The sequence below is a fragment of the Poseidonocella sedimentorum genome (assembly GCF_900116005.1).
Taxonomy (GTDB): Bacteria; Pseudomonadota; Alphaproteobacteria; order Rhodobacterales; family Rhodobacteraceae; genus Poseidonocella; species Poseidonocella sedimentorum.
This window is the reverse complement of record NZ_FOYI01000001.1, coordinates 385243-405516: the sequence shown is the minus strand read 5'-3', so window position 1 is coordinate 405516 and position 20274 is coordinate 385243. Positions and strand designations below refer to the sequence as shown.

Annotated in this window: 18 protein-coding genes; 14 read left to right on the top strand and 4 right to left on the bottom strand. The window is 68.9% G+C overall.

Annotated elements, in window-relative coordinates; genetic code table 11:
• Window positions 1-55: 55 nt before the first annotated feature.
• The 3 genes from BM353_RS01945 to BM353_RS01935 form a co-directional block, all read right to left on the bottom strand.
• Window positions 56-1939: an acyl-CoA synthetase gene (locus BM353_RS01945; RefSeq protein ID WP_092076056.1), complete on the bottom strand. Its 1884-nt coding sequence runs from the start codon at window positions 1937-1939 to the stop codon at window positions 56-58.
• Between the two features lie 143 nt (window positions 1940-2082).
• Window positions 2083-2904 (bottom strand): FAD binding domain-containing protein, encoded by an 822-nt coding sequence (locus tag BM353_RS01940; RefSeq protein WP_092076054.1) that lies wholly within the window; start codon window positions 2902-2904, stop codon window positions 2083-2085.
• Between the two features lie 21 nt (window positions 2905-2925).
• Window positions 2926-3414: a (2Fe-2S)-binding protein gene (locus tag BM353_RS01935; protein WP_092076052.1), complete on the bottom strand. Its 489-nt coding sequence runs from the start codon at window positions 3412-3414 to the stop codon at window positions 2926-2928.
• A gap of 138 nt (window positions 3415-3552) precedes the next feature.
• Here BM353_RS01935 and BM353_RS01930 point away from each other — a divergent pair, with 138 nt between their 5' ends.
• From BM353_RS01930 to BM353_RS01875, 12 genes are all read left to right on the top strand, one after another.
• Window positions 3553-4773, top strand: a complete 1221-nt coding sequence (locus tag BM353_RS01930) for an acyl-CoA dehydrogenase (protein ID WP_177220426.1) — start codon at window positions 3553-3555, stop codon at window positions 4771-4773.
• A 3-nt stretch (window positions 4774-4776) separates the two neighbouring features.
• Window positions 4777-5793 (top strand): glycosyltransferase family 2 protein, encoded by a 1017-nt coding sequence (locus BM353_RS01925; protein ID WP_092076050.1) that lies wholly within the window; start codon window positions 4777-4779, stop codon window positions 5791-5793.
• Window positions 5794-5818: 25 nt separating this feature from the next.
• Window positions 5819-8086, top strand: a complete 2268-nt coding sequence (locus BM353_RS01920) for a glycosyltransferase family 2 protein (protein WP_092076048.1) — start codon at window positions 5819-5821, stop codon at window positions 8084-8086.
• A 52-nt stretch (window positions 8087-8138) separates the two neighbouring features.
• The gene (gene pyrC, locus BM353_RS01915) at window positions 8139-9179 is read left to right on the top strand and encodes a dihydroorotase (RefSeq protein ID WP_092076046.1); all 1041 of its coding nucleotides are present in this window, start codon (window positions 8139-8141) and stop codon (window positions 9177-9179) included.
• A gap of 37 nt (window positions 9180-9216) precedes the next feature.
• On the top strand, window positions 9217-9894 hold the full coding sequence (locus BM353_RS01910) for an orotate phosphoribosyltransferase (protein ID WP_092076044.1): 678 nt from the start codon (window positions 9217-9219) through the stop codon (window positions 9892-9894).
• Window positions 9895-10190: 296 nt separating this feature from the next.
• Window positions 10191-11687, top strand: a complete 1497-nt coding sequence (locus BM353_RS01905) for a replicative DNA helicase (RefSeq protein ID WP_092076042.1) — start codon at window positions 10191-10193, stop codon at window positions 11685-11687.
• A 64-nt stretch (window positions 11688-11751) separates the two neighbouring features.
• Window positions 11752-12792, top strand: coding sequence for an alanine racemase (alr, locus tag BM353_RS01900; RefSeq protein WP_092076041.1), 1041 nt, complete (start codon window positions 11752-11754; stop codon window positions 12790-12792).
• A 23-nt stretch (window positions 12793-12815) separates the two neighbouring features.
• Entirely contained in the window at window positions 12816-13592 is a 777-nt protein-coding gene (locus BM353_RS01895) for an MlaE family ABC transporter permease (RefSeq protein ID WP_092076471.1), read from the top strand.
• Entirely contained in the window at window positions 13589-14323 is a 735-nt protein-coding gene (locus BM353_RS01890; protein WP_092076039.1) for an ABC transporter ATP-binding protein, read from the top strand. Before BM353_RS01895 ends, BM353_RS01890 begins: the two co-directional genes overlap by 4 nt.
• An 8-nt stretch (window positions 14324-14331) precedes the next feature.
• Complete coding sequence (locus BM353_RS01885) at window positions 14332-14775, top strand: paraquat-inducible protein A (protein ID WP_245759526.1); 444 nt, start codon at window positions 14332-14334, stop codon at window positions 14773-14775.
• Between the two features lie 218 nt (window positions 14776-14993).
• On the top strand, window positions 14994-16361 hold the full coding sequence (radA, locus tag BM353_RS01880) for a DNA repair protein RadA (protein ID WP_092076035.1): 1368 nt from the start codon (window positions 14994-14996) through the stop codon (window positions 16359-16361).
• A 23-nt stretch (window positions 16362-16384) separates the two neighbouring features.
• Window positions 16385-16942, top strand: coding sequence for a CvpA family protein (locus BM353_RS01875; RefSeq protein WP_092076033.1), 558 nt, complete (start codon window positions 16385-16387; stop codon window positions 16940-16942).
• 69 nt (window positions 16943-17011) lie between these two features.
• Here BM353_RS01875 and BM353_RS01870 read toward each other — a convergent pair whose 3' ends face one another.
• Window positions 17012-17599 carry a riboflavin synthase gene (locus tag BM353_RS01870; RefSeq protein WP_092076031.1) on the bottom strand — a complete coding sequence of 196 codons (588 nt, stop codon included), beginning with the start codon at window positions 17597-17599 and terminating at the stop codon, window positions 17012-17014.
• A gap of 138 nt (window positions 17600-17737) precedes the next feature.
• Here BM353_RS01870 and BM353_RS01865 point away from each other — a divergent pair, with 138 nt between their 5' ends.
• Window positions 17738-19081, top strand: a complete 1344-nt coding sequence (locus BM353_RS01865) for a capsule biosynthesis protein (RefSeq protein ID WP_092076029.1) — start codon at window positions 17738-17740, stop codon at window positions 19079-19081.
• 87 nt (window positions 19082-19168) lie between these two features.
• Entirely contained in the window at window positions 19169-20269 is a 1101-nt protein-coding gene (locus BM353_RS01860; protein ID WP_092076469.1) for a polysaccharide biosynthesis/export family protein, read from the top strand.
• Window positions 20270-20274 lie beyond the last annotated feature (5 nt).

Genomic DNA, 20274 nt, shown 5'->3' with positions numbered 1-20274 from the left:
GAGACCTCCAGGAGCATTTGATCGGCACTGCGGGGCGCTGAGGCGTTGCGCGCGCTCAGTCCGCCCATTCCCAGGGGCGGGTGAAGTTGCCCAAAACGGTCATGACCGCCGCGTCGTCGGCGCCGCTGCCCCGGCCGAGCCGGGCCACGAGGCCGCGCTTCTTGTCATCGACCACCTCGATCACCCGCGTCTCCAGCCCCGCCTTTTCGAGCGCGGCGTTGTAGATCCGCGTGATCGCGCTTTTGCGCAGGTCGGGTTTGAAAACCTTGCCGACGGCGGTCTTGGGCAGCTCATCGAGGATTTCGAGATGTTTGGGGAAGGCCGCGCGTTCGTGGATATGATCGCAGGCGAACTTGATCAGCTCCTCTTCGCTGACTTTCGCGCCGGCGACCAACTCGACATAGGCGCAAGGCATCTCGCCCGCATAGCTGTCCGGCTGGCCGATGGCCCCGGCAAAGGCGACGGCCTCGTGGCCGAGCAGCGCTTCCTCGATTTCGGCGGGGTCGATGTTGTGGCCACCGCGGATGATCAGGTCCTTCTGGCGGCCGGTGATCCAGAGGTAATCGTCCTCGTCGATGCGGCCGAGATCGCCGGTTCGCAGGTATTTCTCATAATAGTAGAGATCGACGTTCTTTTCCGCCTCGGTGTAGGTGTGGCCCGCATAAACGCCGGGGTTGGAGACGCAGATCTCGCCGATCTCATCGGGCCCGCATTCGACCGGGCCGTTGTTGGTCTGCTTGATGATCTTGACGTCGGTATAGGGGAACGGGATGCCGCAGGAGCCGACCTTCTTGAGCCCGAAGGGCGGGTTGATCGCGACGAGACAGGTCGCCTCGGTGAGCCCGTAGCCCTCGACGATGGCCACGCCCGTCGCCGCCTCGAAGCGCTTGAAGAGTTCAAGCGGCAGCGGCGCGGAGCCTGAGAACGAGGTCTTGACCGAGGAGACATCGGCGTCGATCGGGCGCTGCATGAGGGCCGAGATCGCGGTCGGCACGGTGATGATGAAGGTCACCTGCCAGCGTTCGATCAGCTTCCAGAAATTGTCGAACACCCCCTCGCCCCGGTAGCCCTGCGGCGTCGGGAAGACCACATGCGAGCCCGAGGCGATCATCGCCATCAGGATCACATGGCAGGCAAAGACGTGGAACAGCGGCAGCGGGCAGATGGTGACGTCATCGGGCGTGAAGAGCATCTCGTCGCCGAGCCAGCCGTTGTAGATCATGCCCGAATACTTGTGCTGCGCGACCTTGGGCATGCCGGTGGTGCCGCCGGTGTGGAAATAGGCGGCGACGCGGTCACCCGCGCTATCGGCGAATTGAAGCGTCCTGGGCTGTTTGGCGAGTTCGGCGTTGAAGGACAGGACCTTGGCCTGATGGCTCATGCCGCCCTTGGGCCGGATGAGCGGGACGATGAATTTCTTGATCCCCGAGAGGTAACGCAGCAGGTCCACCTCCAGCACGGTCTCGACATTGGGCGCAAGCGCCACCGCCTCGGCGACCTGTTGGGAGACATCCGTCTTGGGAAAGCTGCGCAGGGTAACGACGACCTTGGCCTTGGTCTCGCGCAGGATCGCGCCAATCTGTTCGGCATCGAGCAACGGGTTGATCGGCGCGGCGATGCCCGCGATCGTCCCGCCCAAGAGGGTGAAGGCCGTCTCCGAACAGTTGGGCAGCACATAGGCGACCGTGTCACTCTCGCCCACGCCGAGGGCGCGGAAGAGGTTCGCGGCCTGGATGCTTTTCTCGTGCATCTCGGCCCAGGTGAAGGTCTCGCCCTTGTCCTTGGGGCTGGAGGTGAGCTGATAGGACATCGCGTTGCGCGGCCCGTAAAGATCCTTCGCCCGGCTGAGGAACTCGTACATCGTCTTGGGCAGATCTCGCTCTTCCCACGACATCTCCTGTTCCAGCGCGTGTTTGTCCGCGATGCTTGTGAAACCCATCGTTCCCCTCCCTGAGCGGCTCTGACCACTTATTTTTGTCTCCGCCCCCAAAATGTTGGGATTTTGCGCGTTGCGCAAGTCCGGCGGGCCGGGCGCACCCTTACGTCATTCGAGGCAAGGCGCGCGCGTCACGCAACGTCATTTCAGCCCCGGAGCGCGCCCGGCGCGGCGTTCCGGAGCAGTTCGTCCACGGCGCGGCGGGTGAGCAGCTTGACCAGATGGGCGCGATAGGCGGGCCCGGCGTGGATGTCGCCCATGATCGCGTCTTCATCGAGCGCAAGCGGCGCGAGCGCCTCGGGATCGAAGCGACGATCAAGCGCGGCCTCGGCCTCCTCCCAGCGAAACACGCCGTCGTCTCCCGCGCCGGTCACCGCAACGCGCACGCCCGCATCGAAGACCGCGACAAAGACGCCCGCGAGGGCGAAGCGCGAGGCCGGTTGGGCGAATTTGAGATAGGCCGCGGCGCGGGGGACGGGCACGCGGACCGCGGTGATGATCTCGCCCTCGTCCAGCGCGGTGGTGAAGAGCCCGTCGAAGAACTCTTCCGCGGCGATTTCGCGCGCGCTGGTCACGATGGTCGCCCCGGAGGCGAGCACCGCGGCGGGGTAGCAAGCGGCCGGGTCGTTGTTGGCCAGCGAGCCGCCGATCGTGCCGCGATTGCGCACCGCCGGATCGCCGATCCCGCCCGCGAGCGCGGCCAGCGCCGGATAGGCCTCCGCCGCATCGCGCGCCACGGTGGCGTGGGTCGTCGCCGCGCCGATCACGAGCATGCCGGGCTGGTGCGAGACGCCGCGCAGGTCCTCGATCCGGCCAAGGCTGACCAGTAGCTCGGGCGCCGCCAGCCGCTGTTTGAGCGTCGGAATGAGCGTCTGGCCACCTGCCAGCACCTGCCCGTCGGGCGCCTCCTCCAGCAGCCGCAGTGCAGCCTCCAGCGTCAGCGGCCGGGTGATCTCGACATCATACATGGGCTCGCCCCCTCGCCTGTCTCATGCCTGCGCCTCGCCCTGGGGTCCGCGCGTCTCGGCCGCGGCGAGGATCGCCCGGACGATGTTGTGATACCCGGTGCAGCGGCAGAGATTGCCCTCCAGATAATCGCGCACCTGCGCCTCGCTTGGCCGCGGCACCTCGCGCAAAAGCGCCGCCGCCGACATCACCATGCCCGGCGTGCAGAAGCCGCATTGCAGCCCGTGGTGATCCTGAAACGCCTGCTGGATGGGCCCGAGCGGGGCGCCCGGCTCGGCCATCCCCTCGATCGTCGTGACCTCCGCGCCCTCGGCCTCGGCGGCGAACATCGTGCAGGCCTTGACCGCGAGCCCGTCCACATGGACGACGCAGGCGCCGCATTGGCTGGTGTCGCAGCCCACATGCGTCCCCGTGAGCCCGAGGTGATCGCGCAGGAACCCGACCAGAAGCGTGCGCCCCTCGACATTGCCCGAAACCGCCTTGCCGTTCACCTGCATTGAAATCGTCGTCATCTCGCCCCCGTCCGCTGGATGCGCCTTGTGCTCAGGCCCCAAGCTTAGCCGGTTTCGCGCCGCTTTCCCATGGGCCGATTGAAGCGCCCCGCCGCTTCGGGTTAGCCTGTGCCGGAAACTGCCGGAGGGCTGACTGCCGTGAGTGCAACGACCGATATCCGCGCCAAGGATGCGCCCGCGCTCGGCCCCTTCGACTGGGCCGATCCGCTGCGGCTCGAAGACCAGCTGACCGAGGATGAGCGCCTGCTGCGCGAGGCCGCCCGGCGCTTTGCCGAGGCCGAGCTTGCCCCGCGCGTGACCGCCGCCTACCGCGAGGAGGCCGCGGCGCCGGAGCTCTTTCCGCTGATGGGCGAGGCCGGGCTTCTGGGCGTGACGCTGCCCGAAAGCGCGGGCGGGCTGGGCCTTGGCTACGTCGCCTACGGGCTCATCGCGCGCGAGATCGAGCGCATCGATTCGGGCTACCGGTCGATGATGAGCGTGCAATCCTCGCTGGTGCTCTACCCGATCCACGCCTACGGCAGCCCCGAGCAACACGCGCGCTACCTCCCCGGCCTCATCTCCGGCGCGCTCATCGGCTGTTTCGGCCTCACCGAGCCGGACGCAGGCTCGGACCCGGCGGGCATGCGCACCACCGCGCGCAAAGCCGATGCGGGCTACGTGCTGAACGGCGCAAAGACGTGGATCTCCAACAGCCCCTTCGCCGATGTCTTCGTCATCTGGGCGAAATCCGAGGCCCACGGCGGCGCGATCCGCGGCTTCGTGCTGGAGAAGGGCATGCCCGGGCTCTCGGCCCCCAAGATCGAAGGCAAACTGTCGCTGCGCGCCTCGACCACAGGCGAGATCGTGCTGCGGGATGTGGAGGTCGGCGAGGACGCGCTCCTGCCCGGGGTCGAGGGGCTCAAGGGCCCCTTCGGCTGTCTCAACCGCGCGCGCTACGGCATCGCCTGGGGCGCGATGGGCGCGGCGGAGGCCTGCTGGCACGCCGCGCGGCAATACGGGCTCGACCGCAAGCAGTTCGGCCGCCCCCTCGCCCAGACCCAGCTCTTCCAGAAAAAGCTCGCCGACATGCAGACCGAGATCGCCCTCGGGCTGTCGGCCGCGCTCGCCACGGGCCGGATGATGGAGGCGGGAACCGCCGCGCCCGAGACCATCTCGCTGATCAAGCGCAACAACTGCGGCAAGGCGCTCGAGATCGCCCGCACGGCGCGCGACATGCACGGCGGCAACGGCATCTCCGACGCCTTTCCGGTCATGCGCCACATGATCAACCTCGAGACCGTCAACACCTATGAGGGCACGCATGATATCCACGCGCTGATCCTCGGCCGGGCCCAGACCGGGCTTCAGGCGTTTTTCTAGGCCATGCGCATCACCGCCGTCACCTGCGTCAAGAACGAAGGGCCCTTCCTGGTGGAATGGGTGGCGTTCAACCGAATGCTCGGCGTGACCGACTTCGTGTTCTACTCCAACGATTGCACGGACGGGACGGCGGAGCTCCTCGACGCGATGGCGGAGGACGGGCTGGTGCAGCATCTGCCCAACCCCGCACAGGGGCGCAACTACCAGATGGAAGCGCTGCGCGATGCGCAAAAGCAGCCTGTGGTGCGGGAGGCGGACTGGATCTGGGTGTCGGACGTGGACGAATTCGCGCATATCTCGGTGGGCGACGGGACCTTCCCGGCGCTGATCGCCGCCTGCGGCGCGCCCGAGGCCATCTCGCTCACTTTCCGCTTCTTTGCCAATGGCGGGATCGACCGGTTCGACGATGCGCCCGTCACCGGCCAGTTCACCCGGACCCACGATCCCGACGTCTGGACCGATGAGCTCGCCCAAGAGGTCAAGACGCTGTTTCGCAGCGATCTCGCGGTCCAGTATTTCGGCGCGCACCGGCCCTTCTTGCGCAACGGCGACGGCCCGTCCCCGCGCTGGACCGACGGGGCGGGGCGGCCGGTGCCCCGGCCGTTCCTGCTGGCCGAGACCAAGACGCGCATGCGCAAGTTTCCCGCCCATGGCGCGCGCGCCTTCGCCAGCCTCAACCACTACGCGCTGCGCTCGCTCGACAGCTATATCGTCAAGACCGACCGGGGCGATGTGAACCGCGCGGGGCGCGCCTTCGAGACCGAGTACTGGCAGGATCGCAATGACGGCGCGCGCGAGGATCGGGCGATGCTGTCGCTCCAACCCCGGCTTCTGGCGGCGATGGCGGCGCTCAAGGCCCGCGGGCGGATCGGGGCCTGTCACGACGCGGCGGTGGCGGCGCATCGCGCGCTGTGCGATCGGTTGATGGCGGACCCGGAGGTTGCCGCGCTGGCGCGGGCCCTGCGCGCGGCGCCGGAGCTGACGCGGCCTGAGCTGGCCTTGCTGGAGCGGCTGGCGTGACGCGCCGCGCGCCGGGCGCTGCCCGGTGAAAATCACGCTCCATATCGGGCTCGACGGCGCCGTGACGCAGGCGATGGAGCGCAGCCTTGCGGCCAGCCGGTCGCGCCTCGCGCGCAAGGGCGTGCTCTATCCCACATGGCCGGGCGAGGCGAGCCACACGCGGCTGTTCCTCGCGGTGAGCGGCGAGCGTGGCAGCTTGCGGGCCCGGCGCGGGCATGGCGATCCGGCGGCGCAGGCCGCGCTCCATGGCGAGCTGGCCGCCAAGCTCCGCGCCGAGATCGCCGCCGCCCAACCCCAGCACGTCATCCTCAGCACGCCCCATCTCGCCACGCTGCACGACCCGGCGGACCTCGCTCGCCTTGCCGCGCTGTTCGACGGCGCGGCGCAGATCGAGGTGCTGATCCACAGCCGCGCGCCCGCCGCGCTGTTGCTCGACGTGCTGCGCGGGCAGATTGTGGCGGGCCGCACCGCGCCCCTGTCGCGGGACATCGCCCTGCTGGAGGCGCCGTCATGGTGGGAGGCTGCGCTGGCGCTGCGCGCGGAGATCGCCCGCGACGAGACCCGCTTTCCCGATATCGAGGCCCCGCCGCATTGGCTCGATACCGAGGCGCTTGCGCGGTTCTGGGCCGGGCAGTTCGGCGCGGGCGCGGTGCATCTGCGCCCGACGCCGGGGCCCGAGGATCCGGCCGCGCTGCGCGCCGAGCTGGCCGAGGCCTTCGCCCTGCCCGTCCGGCCCGAGCCGGTGCTGCCACCGGCGCGCCCCGCCCCGCTCACGCGGCTTGCACTGGCCCGCGGGCTGGAGGTCAACGCGCTGCTCCACCGGCTCATCGCCCGGGGCCAGACCATTCCCGCGCCGCTGCTCCAGCGGCTGCACCGGTTGCTCGCCAGCCCGCCCGATGAGACCGCGCGTGAACTCTCCTGCGAAGACCTGTGGCAGGTCACCGCCCGCTTTGCCGATCCGCCCCACGCGCCTCTGGCCCCATGGCGCGACCCGCGCCCCGAGCCCGGGTTCCGCGCGACGCAATACGTGGCCGCGATTCTGCCGCGGATCGACGCCGCCACCCGGCAGGCGCGCCGCGCCCAGCGCGAAGCCGCGCGCGAGATCGCCGCCGCGCTCTCCGACGACGCCGCCGAAAAGCTGCCCGAGGCGGTCTACCTTCAGGCGCGCCACCTCTCGCGCTCACCCTTTCGCCCCCATGACGCGCTCGGCCCGGAGGAGGCCGCCAGCCCCGCCTTCCCCGAAGTCCCCCGCGCCCCGCCTGGCGAAGGCAGCAGCGGGACGGTCATCGTCGCCTGCATGAAGAACGAAGCGCCCTATATACTCGAATGGATCGCCCACCACCGCGCGCTCGGCGTCGACGGGTTTCTCATCTACACCAATGATTGCAGCGACGGGACGGCGGAGCTTTTGAACGCGCTCCAAGCCGCCGGGATCGTGGAGCACCGGGACAATTCGAACTGGCGCGGCAAGTCCCCGCAGCAACACGCGCTCAATATCGCGCGGCGCGAGCCGATCCTGCGGCGGGCGGAGTGGATCCTGCACATCGACGTGGACGAGTTCGTCAACGTGCACTGCGGCGACGGCACGCTTGCGGCATTTCGCGCCCATGTCCCGGACGCGACCAGCGTCGCCATGACCTGGCGGCTCTTTGGCGCGGGCGGGATCGAGGCATTCGACGGCGGGCTCGTGACCGAGACATTCGAGTTGGCCGCGCCGCGCTTCTGCCCCAAGCCGCATACCGCCTGGGGCTTCAAGACGCTGCTCCGCAACGATGGCGCCTATGGCAAGCTGAGCTGTCATCGGCCCAACAAGCTGCAACCGGGGTTCGAGGCGCGGAGCCTCTGGGTCAACGGCTCGGGCAAGGATGTCACGCGCGCCTATCTGCGCAACGGCTGGCGCTCGTCCAAGGCGACGATCGGGTATGACCTTTTGCAGCTCAACCACTACGCGCTACGCTCCGCCGAGGCCTTCCTCGTCAAGCGCGCGCGCGGCCGGGCACTCCACGTGGATCGCAGCATCGGGCGCAACTACTGGATCCGGATGGACTGGTCCTATCACCGCGACCGCTCGATCCAGCGCAACCTGCCGCGCCTGCGGGCCGAGATGGGGCGGCTCACGGCGCTGCCGGACGTGGCGCGCTGGCATGAGCACGGGGTGGCGTGGCACGCGGCCAAGGCCGCCGAGCTGCGGCGCGATCCGGCCACGGCGCGGCTCTACGACGAGATCCTCGCGCTGGAGCTGACGCCCACGGAACGGGCGGCCTATGCGCTTACGCTCGATATGGAGAGCTGAGGCGCCACAAGCCCACTGGCCCCGCGCGGCACAATCGAGTAGAGCCGGGCCCATGACGCAAGCGCTCATCATCCCCCGCCCCGACGACTGGCACCTGCACCTGCGCGACGGCGCGATGATGGCGGCCGTCCTGCCCGAAACCGCGCGGCATTTCGCCCGGGCGATCATCATGCCGAACCTCGTACCGCCGGTTGTGACCTCCGGCGATGCGCGCGCCTATCGCGACCGGATCCTGGCGGCGCTCCCCGAGGGGATGCGTTTCGAGCCGCTCATGACGCTCTACCTCACCGAAGATACCGATCCCGAAGATCTGGCGTTCGCCCATGAGAGCGGGCTCATCCGCGCGGTCAAGCTCTACCCGGCGGGCGCGACCACCAATTCCGCCAGCGGGGTGCGCGATTTCGACAAGGTGCGCGGCGTGCTGGAGCGGATGGCCGAGATCGGCTGCGTGCTCTGCGTGCATGGCGAGGTGACGCAGGGCGAGGTCGACATCTTCGACCGCGAGGCCGTTTTCATCGACACCGTGCTCGATCCGCTGCGCCGGGCGGTTCCGGGGCTCAAGGTGGTCATGGAGCATATCACCACGCGCGAGGGCGCCGACTATGCCAGGAGCGGCGGGCCGGATCTCGGCGCGACGATCACCACGCATCACCTCGTGATCAACCGCAACCACCTGCTCGTGGGCGGGATCAAGCCGCATTACTATTGCCTTCCCGTCGCCAAGCGCGAGGAGCACCGTCTGGCCCTGCGCGCCGCCGCGACCTCGGGCGATCCGAGCTTCTTTCTGGGGACCGACAGCGCCCCCCACCCCGACCGGCTCAAGGAACACGCCTGCGGTTGCGCCGGCTGTTTCACCGCGACCAACACGCTCTCGATCCTCGCCCATGTCTTCGAGGAAGAGGGCGCGCTCGACCGGCTCGCGGGCTTCACCTCCCAGAACGGGCCCGCCTTCTACGGCCTGCCGCAAAACACCGAGACGATCACCCTGCGCAAAGGCGGCCCTGTGCGCTATCCCGAGAAGATCATGGCGGGCGAGGACCCGGTGACCGTGTTCGATCCCGGGTTCCCGCTCCACTGGTCCGTCGACGCCTGAGCCCCCAAACCGAATACATCCAAGAGGACACGAGCCCATGATCCCGAGCAGCTACCCCAGCCCTGAAGACATCGCGCGGCTGAGCGCAGGCATGCTTCTGGAGATCGGCGCGGTGCATTTCAACGCGGCGGAGCCCTTCACCCTCGCCTCCGGCCTGCCCTCGCCCACCTATATCGATTGCCGCAAGCTCATCTCCTACCCGCGCATCCGCTCGACGCTGATGGATTTCCTCTGCGTCACGGTTATGCGCAACGCGGGCTTCGAGGCCTTCGACAACATCGCCGGTGGCGAGACCGCGGGCATCCCCTTTGCCGCGCTGGTGGCCGAACGCATGGCCCTGCCGATGAGCTATGTGCGCAAGAAGCCCAAGGGCTACGGGCGCAACGCGCGGATCGAGGGCGAGATGACGGAGGGCCAGCGGGTGCTGCTGGTGGAGGATCTGACCACCGACGGCGGCTCCAAGCTCTCCTTCGTCGATGCGATCCGCGAGACCGGGGCGACCTGCGGGCACACGGCGGTCATCTTCTATTACGGCATCTTCCCGGAGACGGAAAAGACGCTGGGCGATCACGGCGTCGCGCTGCATCATCTGTGCACCTGGTGGGATGTGCTGGCGGTCGCGCGCGAGCGCGAGGCCTTCGACGCCCAAACCCTGACGGAGGTCGAGAGCTTCCTGAAGGACCCTCGTGCCTGGCAGGAGGCGCGCAAGGGCTGAAGGCGCCCGCCGTGGGCAAATAGGCCCGTCCAATGTGAGCAGTCTTTCGCTCACGGCGCCCGCGCCTGACGCAACCTGCCTGTGGGCAACTGCCCCCCGGGTCATTGCGTCGAATCGAGGGCCGGGCTAGATTTCGCATAAAACGAGCAGAACACCACAAGATGCGCGGCGCGCGCGCGGGGCGGCGGGTGATCCACGGACCTCTCCACAGGCTATCCACAGGGTCATGCACCGAGATACCCAGATTGCCACCGCGCCACGGGCTGCGTATCAGAGCAGGCCTCAAGGGGAATGACATGAACGAAGTTGCCGCCATCAATCCGGCCGGGCTGCCCGGCCAGGACACCGACTCCCTTCCGCATTCCATCGAGGCCGAACAGCAGCTTCTGGGTGCGATCCTCAACAACAACGAGATCTTCGACCGGATCGCCGCGATCGTGCAGCCGGAGCATTTCCACGACCCGGTGCACCAGCGCATCTACGAGGTCGCCTCGGCGCGGATCGCCAAGAACAACCTCGCCTCGCCGGTGACGCTCGCGGCCTTCCTCGAAGATGATGAGGGGCTCAAGGAGCTGGGCGGGCCGGCCTATCTGGCGCGGCTCTCGGGCGCGGCCGTCTCGGGCTTTGCCGCGCGCGAATATGCCCAGATGATCTATGATCTCGCCATCCGCCGCGAGCTGATCGGGCTGGGGCAGGACATCTCTTCCAAGGCCGCGCGGGTCGATGTGGCTTCCGAGCCGACCGAACAGATCGTCGAGGCCGAACAGGCGCTCTACAAGCTCTCCGAGAAGGGCAACACCGAGGGCGGCTTCCAGTCCTTCCTGCGCGCGGTGACCGATGCGGTCAACGTGGCCAACGCCGCCTATCAACGCGACGGTGGCCTTGCGGGGATCTCCACCGGGCTCATCGACATGGACAAGAAGCTCGGCGGGCTGCACAAGTCGGATCTTCTGATCCTCGCCGGGCGGCCCTCGATGGGCAAGACCTCGCTCGCGACCAACATCGCCTTCAACATCGCCAAGGCCTTCCGCAAGGGCCCCCTGCCGGATGGCTCGAAAGGCGCGGTCGAGGGCGGCGTCGTGGGGTTTTACTCGCTGGAGATGAGCGCCGAACAGCTCGCCGCGCGGATCCTCTCCGAAGCCGCCGAAGTGCCCTCCGAACAGATCCGCCGGGGCGACATGACCGAAGCCGAATTCCGCCGCTTCGTCGAGGCCGCCAAGACGCTCGAATCCTGCCCGATCTTCATCGACGACACCCCCGCCCTGCCGATCTCCCAACTCGCCGCCCGGGCGCGCCGGCTCAAGCGGACGCAAGGGCTCGATGTGCTGATCGTCGACTATCTCCAACTCGTCCGCCCCGCCACCGCCAAGGACAGCCGCGTGAACGAGGTCTCCGAGATCACGCAAGGTTTGAAGGCCATCGCCAAGGAGCTCGACGTGCCGGTGATCGCGCTCTCGCAGCTCTCGCGGCAGGTGGAAAACCGCGAGGACAAGCGCCCCCAGCTCTCGGACCTGCGGGAATCGGGGTCGATCGAACAGGACGCCGACGTGGTCATGTTCGTGTTCCGCGAGGAATACTACAAGGAGCGCGAGAAGCCGGGCGATCACGATCTGGAAGCCATGGCCAAGTGGCAGGAGGACATGGAGCGTCTGCACGGCCGCGCCGAGGTGGTCATCGGCAAGCAGCGTCACGGGCCGATCGGCACGGTAGAGCTCAGCTTCGAGGGCCAGTTCACCCGCTTCGGCAACCTGGTGAAACCCTGGCAGCAAAACGACGGCGACGGCGGGTTCTGATGCCCCCGGCCGGGGCGCGGGGTTTGGGCTTGCACCGGATCGCGCGCGCCGTCAAAACTCCCTCATGAGTACTGGACAGCTTCATATCGATCTCGACGCGCTCGCCGCCAACTGGCGCGCGCTGGATGCCAAATCGGGCGCGGGCGTGGAGACCGCCGCGGTGGTCAAGGCCGATGGCTACGGCCTCGGCGCGGGGCGCGTGGCACGGGCGCTGGCGCGGGAAGGCGCGCGGCGATTCTTCGTGGCGGTGGCCGAAGAGGGCGCGGCCCTGCGCGAGGCGGTCGGCCCGGGGCCGGAGATCGCCGTCTTCTCGGGCCACATGGCGGGCGATACCGACATGATCCACGATCTCGCCCTGACGCCGATGCTCAACAGCATCGACCAGGCGACGCGCCATCTCGAAGCCCTGCCCGGCCATCCCTTCGGCGTCCAGCTCGACAGCGGCATGAACCGGCTCGGGATCGAGCCCGCCGAATGGGCCGCGGTGCGCGATATCCTGCTGCCCGCGGGGCCGCGGCTCGTCATGTCGCACCTCGCCTGCGCCGATGAGCCCGATCACCCGATGAACGCCGCGCAACTCAAGAGCTTCCGCGAGATGACCGACGGGATCGCCGCGCCGCGCTCTCTGGCGGCGACGGGCGGGATCCTGCTCGGGCCGGAGTATCACTTCGACCTCACCCGCCCCGGCATCGGCCTCTATGGCGGCGCGCCCTTCGAGGAGGCCGCCCCGGTGGTCGGGATCGAGCTGCCGGTGATCCAGACGCGCGAGGTCGCGCCGGGCGAGCCTGTGGGCTATGGCAACACCTGGACGGCCGAGGCGCCGTCGCGCATCGCCACGGTGTCGGGCGGCTATGCCGACGGGCTGATCCGCGCCATGGGCCCGCGCGCCCGGCTCTGGGATGGCGAGACGCCCTGCCCCGTGGTGGGCCGCGTGTCGATGGACCTCATCACCGTCGACGTGACCCACCTCGCCGCCGTGCCCGCGAGCCTGTCGATCCTCGGGCCCCATCAGGGGGTCGATGCGCTGGCGGAAGCCGCCGGGACGATCGGTTATGAAATCCTGACCTCGCTCGGCGCGCGCTACGCCCGTCGCTACAAGGGCTGAGCCCCTTGCGCGCCATCGCCGCCGTGGCAGCGCCCGTCGCGGCGCTCGGCCGGGGGGTGCTGGGCGGGCTCGCGGCGACCGGGCGCTTCGCGATCTTCTCCGCCGAGGCGCTGAGCCACATCCTGCGCCCGCCGCTCTACCCGCGCGAAGCACTCGCGGCGCTCTTCACCATCGGCTGGCTCTCGCTGCCCGTCGTCGGCCTCACGGCGGTCTTCACCGGCGGCGCCCTCGCGCTCCAGATCTACGCCGGCGGCGCGCGGTTCAACGCCGAAGCGGTGGTGCCGCAGATCGTGGCCATCGGCATGGTGCGCGAGCTTGGGCCCGTCCTCGTCGGCCTCATGATCGCCGCGCGCGTGACCTCCTCCATCGCCGCCGAAATCGCCACCATGCGCGTCACCGAACAGATCGACGCGCTGGTGACGCTCGCGACCAACCCGATGAAATACCTCGTCGCCCCCCGGGTGCTCGCCGGGCTCGTGACCGTGCCGCTGCTGACCGGGCTTGGCGATGTGATCGGGGTAATGGGCGGCTGGCTTGTGGCCACCCAGACACTGGGGTTCAACTCCGCCACCTACCTTGCCAACACCGTGGATTTCATCGAGGCGCATGACGTCTGGAGCTCGCTCGCCAAGGGCGCGGTCTTCGGCGGGATCGCCGCGCTCTCGGGCTGTTATTTCGGCATGACCTCGGGCCGGGGCGCCCAAGGCGTTGGCCGGGCGACCAAGGCGGCGGTCGAGGCGGCGGCGGTGATGATCCTCGCGGCCAACTTCCTGCTCACGGGGGTCTTCTTCTCGGTATGATCGCGATTGAGGGGCTCTGCAAAACCTTCGGCGAGACGCCGGTTCTGCGCGGCGTGGATCTTCGCGTGGCCCGGGGGCAATCGCTGGTGGTCATCGGCGGGTCGGGGACGGGCAAATCGGTGCTGCTCAAATGCATCCTTGGGCTGGTGGAGCCGGACGCGGGCCGGATTTCCATCGCCGGCGAGCCCCTCGGGCCGCGGCACCGCGAGGCGCTTTTCTCGCGCTTCGGGATGCTGTTTCAGGGCGCCGCGCTGTTCGATTCCCTGCCCGTCTGGCAGAACGTGGCCTTCCGGCTCCTGCGCGGGCCCGGCCGGCTCACGCGCCGCGCGGCGCGGCAGGTCGCGGTCGAGAAGCTGGGCCGCGTCGGGCTCGGGCCGGAGGTCGCTGACCGTTTTCCCGCCGAGCTTTCGGGGGGCATGCAAAAGCGCGCCGGGCTTGCCCGCGCCATCGCCGCCGACCCCGAGATCATCTTCTTCGATGAGCCCACCACCGGGCTCGATCCGATCATGGCCGGCGTGATCAACACCCTGATCCGCGAGATCGTCTCGGACATGGGCGCGACCGCGATCACCATCACCCATGACATGAGCTCGGTGCGCAGCATCGCCGACCGTGTGGCGATGCTGCACGACGGGGTGATCCGCTGGGAGGGGCCGGCCGCGGGGATCGACCGGAGCGGCGATCCTTACGTCGACCAGTTCATCCACGGCCGCGCCGAGCTGCTGCCATGAGCCGCGCGGTGACACGGCGCCTCTTGATCTGGGGCAACCTCGCGCTGCTCGTGCTTTTTCCCATCTCATGGGGCGCGCCGCTGCTGCGGGCGGGGCTGTTGCCGCTCTTTGGCCTGCGCGAGATTTCGGTCCTCTCGGGCCTTGCGTCGCTACGCGAGACCGACCTTTTCCTCGCCGCCGTCGTCGCCGTCTTCGCCATGGCGGCACCGATGCTCAAGACCCTCGCCCTCGCCGCCCTCCACGGCGGCATCGCCACCCGCCGGGTCCTGCCCGCTGTGCATGTCTTCGGGCGGCTCGCCATGGCCGACATCTTCCTCATCGCGATCTACGTCACGCTGGTGAAGGGCACCGGGATTGGGCGGCTGGAGACCGGCTGGGGGCTCTATCTCTTCACCGCCTGCGTGCTGGCCTCCCTCGCGATCAGCCACCTGACGCCGAAGGTGTTCAAGTGAGCGCGAGGACCGATCAGATGGTTCGGGGCGACCAGCCCCGGACCGCGCCTGTCCCGCCCTCAGGGCGGGCGCATTGCAACCTCTCCAGAGATTTCATCGTCGGAATGTCATGGCACGATAAACCAAGAGGCTCCTATCGCTGCGCCACGCCCACCCTCGGGACGGACGCAATCCTCCGAGCCGTTCCCCCCCGCCGCGAAATGAACTAGAGCGATCCCATGGCCAAATCCGCCCCCTCCTTTGCCTGCGCCGACTGCGGCGCGACCACGTCCAAATGGGCGGGGCGCTGCGAAAGCTGCGGCGCGTGGAACACGATCCACGAGGAAACCCCGCTCAGCGCGGGGCCATCAGGCCACGCATTGAGCGCCGTGAAGGGCCGGACGATCACGCTCAGCGGGCTCGACACCCGCGAGGACCCGCCCAAGCGGACCCAAGCGGGGGTCGAGGAGCTCGACCGAGTGCTCGGCGGCGGGCTCGTGCCCGCGAGCGCGATCCTTCTGGGCGGCGATCCCGGGATCGGGAAATCGACGCTGCTGCTACAGGCCGCCGCGCGGTTCGCCCGCGGCGGGCTCAAGACGCTCTACATCTCGGGCGAGGAGGCGGCCGAACAGGTTCGGATGCGCGCCCAGCGGCTGGGGCTCACAGAATCGCCCGTCCAGCTCGCCGCCGAGACCAACCTGCGCGATATCCTCACCACACTGGAGGCCGAGCGCCCGCAGCTTGCGATCATCGATTCGATCCAGACCATGTGGTCCGATCAGGTCGGCGCCGCGCCCGGCTCGGTCAGCCAGGTCCGCGCCGCCGCCCATGAGCTCACGCGCTTCGCCAAGACCCGGGGCGTCGCGATCATCCTCGTCGGCCACGTGACCAAGGAGGGCCAGATCGCCGGGCCGCGCGTGGTCGAGCACATGGTCGACACGGTGCTCTACTTCGAGGGCGAGCGCGGCCACCCGTTCCGCATCCTGCGCGCGGTCAAGAACCGGTTCGGCCCCGCCGACGAGATCGGCGTCTTCGAGATGACCGGGCGCGGGCTGGCCGAGGTGCGCAACCCCTCCGCCCTCTTCCTGTCGGAACGCGGCACGCCCGCGCCGGGCTCGGCCGTCTTCGCCGGGGTCGAGGGGACGCGCCCGCTCCTCGTGGAGTTTCAGGCGCTCGTCTCGCCCTCGCCTCACGCACAGGCCCGTCGCGCGGTGGTCGGCTGGGACAGCGGCCGGCTGTCGATGATCCTCGCCGTGCTGGAGGCGCGTTGCGGCATCCCCTACGCCGGGCTGGATGTCTATCTCAACGTGGCGGGCGGCATGAAAGTGACCGAACCGGCCGCCGATCTGGCCGTGGCCGCCGCCCTTCTGAGCGCTCGCGAAGACAGCGCATTGCCCGACGGCGCGGTGATCTTCGGCGAAATCAGCCTCTCGGGGGCGCTTCGCCCGGTGACACAGGCGGAAAACCGGTTGAAAGAAGCCAAGAAACTTGGTTTCACATCCGCGATCCTCCCGGCGGGGGGAAAAGCCGGCGACGGCTCGGGGCTCGCGCTCAATCGCGTGACCGACCTGGCCGGCTTCGTGGGTGAGATGTTCGGCGCGGGTTAAGCGCTTTTTGGAAGGACGACGGCATGGACGGCTTTACTCTCATTGACGGCGCGGTGGCCGTGATCATCGTACTCTCGGCGCTGCTGGCCTATTCGCGCGGGCTCGTGCGTGAGGTCATGGCGATCGCGGGCTGGGTGGTCGCAGCGGTGATGGCCTTTGTCTTTGCCGACAGGCTCCAGCCGCTGGTCAAGGAGATCCCGGTGCTGGGCGAGTATCTCGCCGACAGCTGTGAGCTGGGGATCATCGCGGCCTTTGCCATCGTCTTCACCATCGCGCTCGTCGTGGTTTCGATCTTCACGCCGCTGCTCTCCTCGGCGGTGCAGCGCACGGCGCTCGACGGGGTGGACCAGGGGCTCGGCTTCCTCTTCGGCGTCTTTCGCGGGGTGCTGCTCGTGGCGGTGGCGTTTTTCGTCTACAATACGCTGGTCGCGGCCAATGCCATGCCGATGGTCGACAATAGCCGCTCGGCGGCGATCTTCGACAGCCTGATCGAGACGATCGAGGCGCGCAATCCCGAACAGGCGCTCGGCTGGGTCACCACGCAATACGAGCAGCTCATGGGCGCCTGCGGCGAGGTCTGAGGCCGGGACTGGCGCCGGGCACGTAGGCGCCATCCGTCGGCGGGTCCGTCGGCGGGTCCGTCGGCGGGGTCAGCTCGCCTCGGCGAGCCGCGCCACGTAGCGGGCGAGCGTGTCGATCTCAAGGTTGATCCGGTCGCCCACCGCCACATCGCCCCAGGTCGTGACCTCCTGCGTGTGCGGGATGACATTGATCCCGAAGGTCTCGCCCTCGACCTCGTTCACGGTCAGCGAAGTGCCGTTGAGCGCGACGGAGCCCTTGGGCGCGATGAACCGCGCAAGCTCGGGCGGCGCGCGAAAGCTCAGCCGGGTGCTGTCGCCCTCATCCGTCATGCCGATGAGCTCGGCCACCCCGTCCACATGGCCCGAGACGATGTGCCCGCCGAGCTCGTCCCCGAGCCGCAGCGCGCGTTCGAGATTGACCCGGCGCCCTTCGGTCCAGCCGCCGAGCGTCGTCTTCGACAGCGTCTCGGCGCTGATGTCCACATCGAACCAGTCGGCCCCCTTGGCCACCACCGTGAGGCACACCCCCTCGCAGGCGATCGAGGCGCCCATGTCGACGCCGCTCATGTCATAGCCGCAGCCGATCCGCGCCCGGAGATCGCCCCGGGGCTCCAGCTGCCGGATTTCGCCGATATCGGTGATGATGCCTGTGAACATGTGCGCGCCTTTCTGATCGTGTCTTCGGCCTAGCTTTTCGCCCCCGCGGTGGCAAGCCCCGCTTGTGCGCAGGGCCCGCGCCGGGCTAGTCTCGGCGCGCCCGGGGCCCGGTCGGCCCCGCGTTTGGGCAGGATGGCAATGATGCGTGTTGATGAGCCCCCCCCGGAGCGGGTCTATCTCTTTCTGCAAGGGCCGCACGGGCCGTTTTTCCATCAGCTTGGCCGGCTGCTGCGGGCCTCTGGCGCGGCTGTCTGGCGGGTCGGCTTCAACGCGGGCGACCGGGTCTTCTGGCCGGACCGCCAAAGCTACATCGCCTATCGCGGCGCCCCCGAGGACTGGCCCGCCCGGCTGGATGCGCTCATCACCGAACTCGGCGTGACCGACATCGTGCTCTACGGCGAGGCGCGCGCGCTGCATGCCCGCGCGATCCAGCGCGCCCGGGCGCGCGGCTTGCGCACCCACCTGCTCGAAGAGGGCTACCTGCGCCCCTTCTGGATCACCTATGAGCGCGGCGGCACCAACGGCAACTCCGCCTCGCGGGGCATCGCCTTCGACCCTCCGCCCGAGGGCCGCCTGTCCGACGATCCGCACGCCGCGCCTCCGGGCATTCCGCATGCCTCGCATCTGGGCGTTCCGCCCCCTGCTCACTGGGGCGATCTGCGCCAGCACATCTTCTACGGCGCGCTCTACAACGGCATCGTGATGTGCCTCGGGGCCGCCTACCCGCGCTACCGCCCGCACCGCGATCTGCCGATCCGCGCCGAATTCGCGCTCTACCTGCGCCGCCTGCTGACCCTCCCGCTCACCGCCGCGCGCCGGCGCCGGGCCACGCGCCGCATCCGGCGCGCCCCCAACCCCTATCACGTCGCGCTGCTCCAGCTCGAACACGACAGCGCCTTCCGCGCCCACTCATCATTGCGCAGCATGACCGAATTCATCGAGATCGTGATCCGCGGCTTCGCCGAAGGCGCCCCCCCGCATCACCACCTCGTCTTCAAGGCCCATCCGCTCGAAGACGGGCGCGCGCCGCTGGCCGAGACGATCCGGGCGGCGGCCCGCGCGGCGGGACTCTCGGCGCGCGTCCACTACCTCCCCGGCGGCAAGCTCGCGGCCTTGCTCGACGAGGCCTCCAGCGCAGTCACGGTCAATTCCACCGCCGGGCAGCAGGTGCTCTGGCGCGGCAAGCCGCTCAAGCTGTTCGGCGCCGCGATCTACGATTCCCCCGCCTTCACCAGCCGCCAGCCGCTCGCCGATTTCTTCGCCAACCCGATGCCGCCGGACCGCGACGCCTACCTCGCCTTCCGCGAACATCTTCTGGCCACGAGCCAGATCCCCGGCGGGTTCTACAGCCGCGCCGGGCGGCGGCGGCTGCTGCGCCGGCTGGTGGACCTCATCGCCGCCGAAACCGGCTCCGGCGCGCTGGCCCGCCCGGCCGATATGCGCGCGCAAACAACTGTTCCCAGCGACCGGCAACTTGGTTAAACTGCGCGAAAAGCAAGAAGAGACATGCCCGGGGGAGCGGTACAGGTGACATTGGTGAAATTGCGGCTGAAGACGGCCCTGTCGATCATGGCCGTGGTCTCGCTCGTCGCGGCCTGCGGCCTGCCCCGCTCCGGGCCCACGCGCAACGAAATCTTCTCCGGATCGGTCCAGCAGGAAGGCGATGCTTTCGTCGTCCAGGTGACCGATACGGTCGCGCGCGCAACGCGCACCTCCTCCGCGCTCGGCTTCTCGCAAAGCTTCGTCAACGCCCCCATCGGCGGCAGCGACACGATCCAGCCCGGCGACGTTCTGGGCCTGACGATCTGGGAAAACGTCGAGGACGGGCTGCTGGTCAATCAGGGCGCCAATGCCGCCGCGCTGGAAGAGCTTCAGGTCGATGGCGCGGGTTACATCTTCGTTCCCTACGCGGGGCGCATCCTTGCCGCCGGCAACACTCCCGAAGCCATCCGCCGCATCATCACCAACAAGCTCAGCGAAGCCACCCCCGATCCGCAGGTCGAGGTGCGCCGCCTCGCGGGCGATGGGGCGACGGTCTCGCTCGTGGGCGCGGTGGGCGCGCAAGGGGTCTACCCGATCGAACGCCCCACCCGCACGCTCGGCGCCATGCTCGCCCAGGCGGGCGGCATCACGCTGGAGCCCGACGTGGCGCAGGTCGTGGTCATTCGCGGCGGCCAGCAGGGGCGCATCTGGTTTCAGGATCTCTATCGCAACCCGAACTACGACATCGCGCTGCGCGGCGGCGACCGGATTCTCGTGGAGGAAGACGCGCGCAGCTATGTCGCCCTCGGGGCCACGGGCGCGCAGCGGCGCGTGCCGTTCGAGAGCAACGATCTGACCGTCATCGAAGCGCTGGCGCAGGTCGGCGGGCTGCAATCCAACACCGCCGATCCGCGCGGGGTCTTCATCCTGCGCAGCGAGCACGAGGTCATCTCGCGCCGCCTCACCGGGCGCCCCGATCTGCAGGGCCACCAGCGCATCATCTACCTGCTCGACCTGACCCAGCCCAACGGCATGTTCGCCGCCAGCGAGTTCATGATCCGCGACGGGGACACGCTCTACGTCACCGAAGCGCCCTATGTGCAGTGGCAGAAGGTCATCGCGGCGCTCACGGGCTCGCTCGGCTCCGTCGGGTCGGTCGGGGACGCGGCGAGCACGCTGGGCAACTAGGCGCC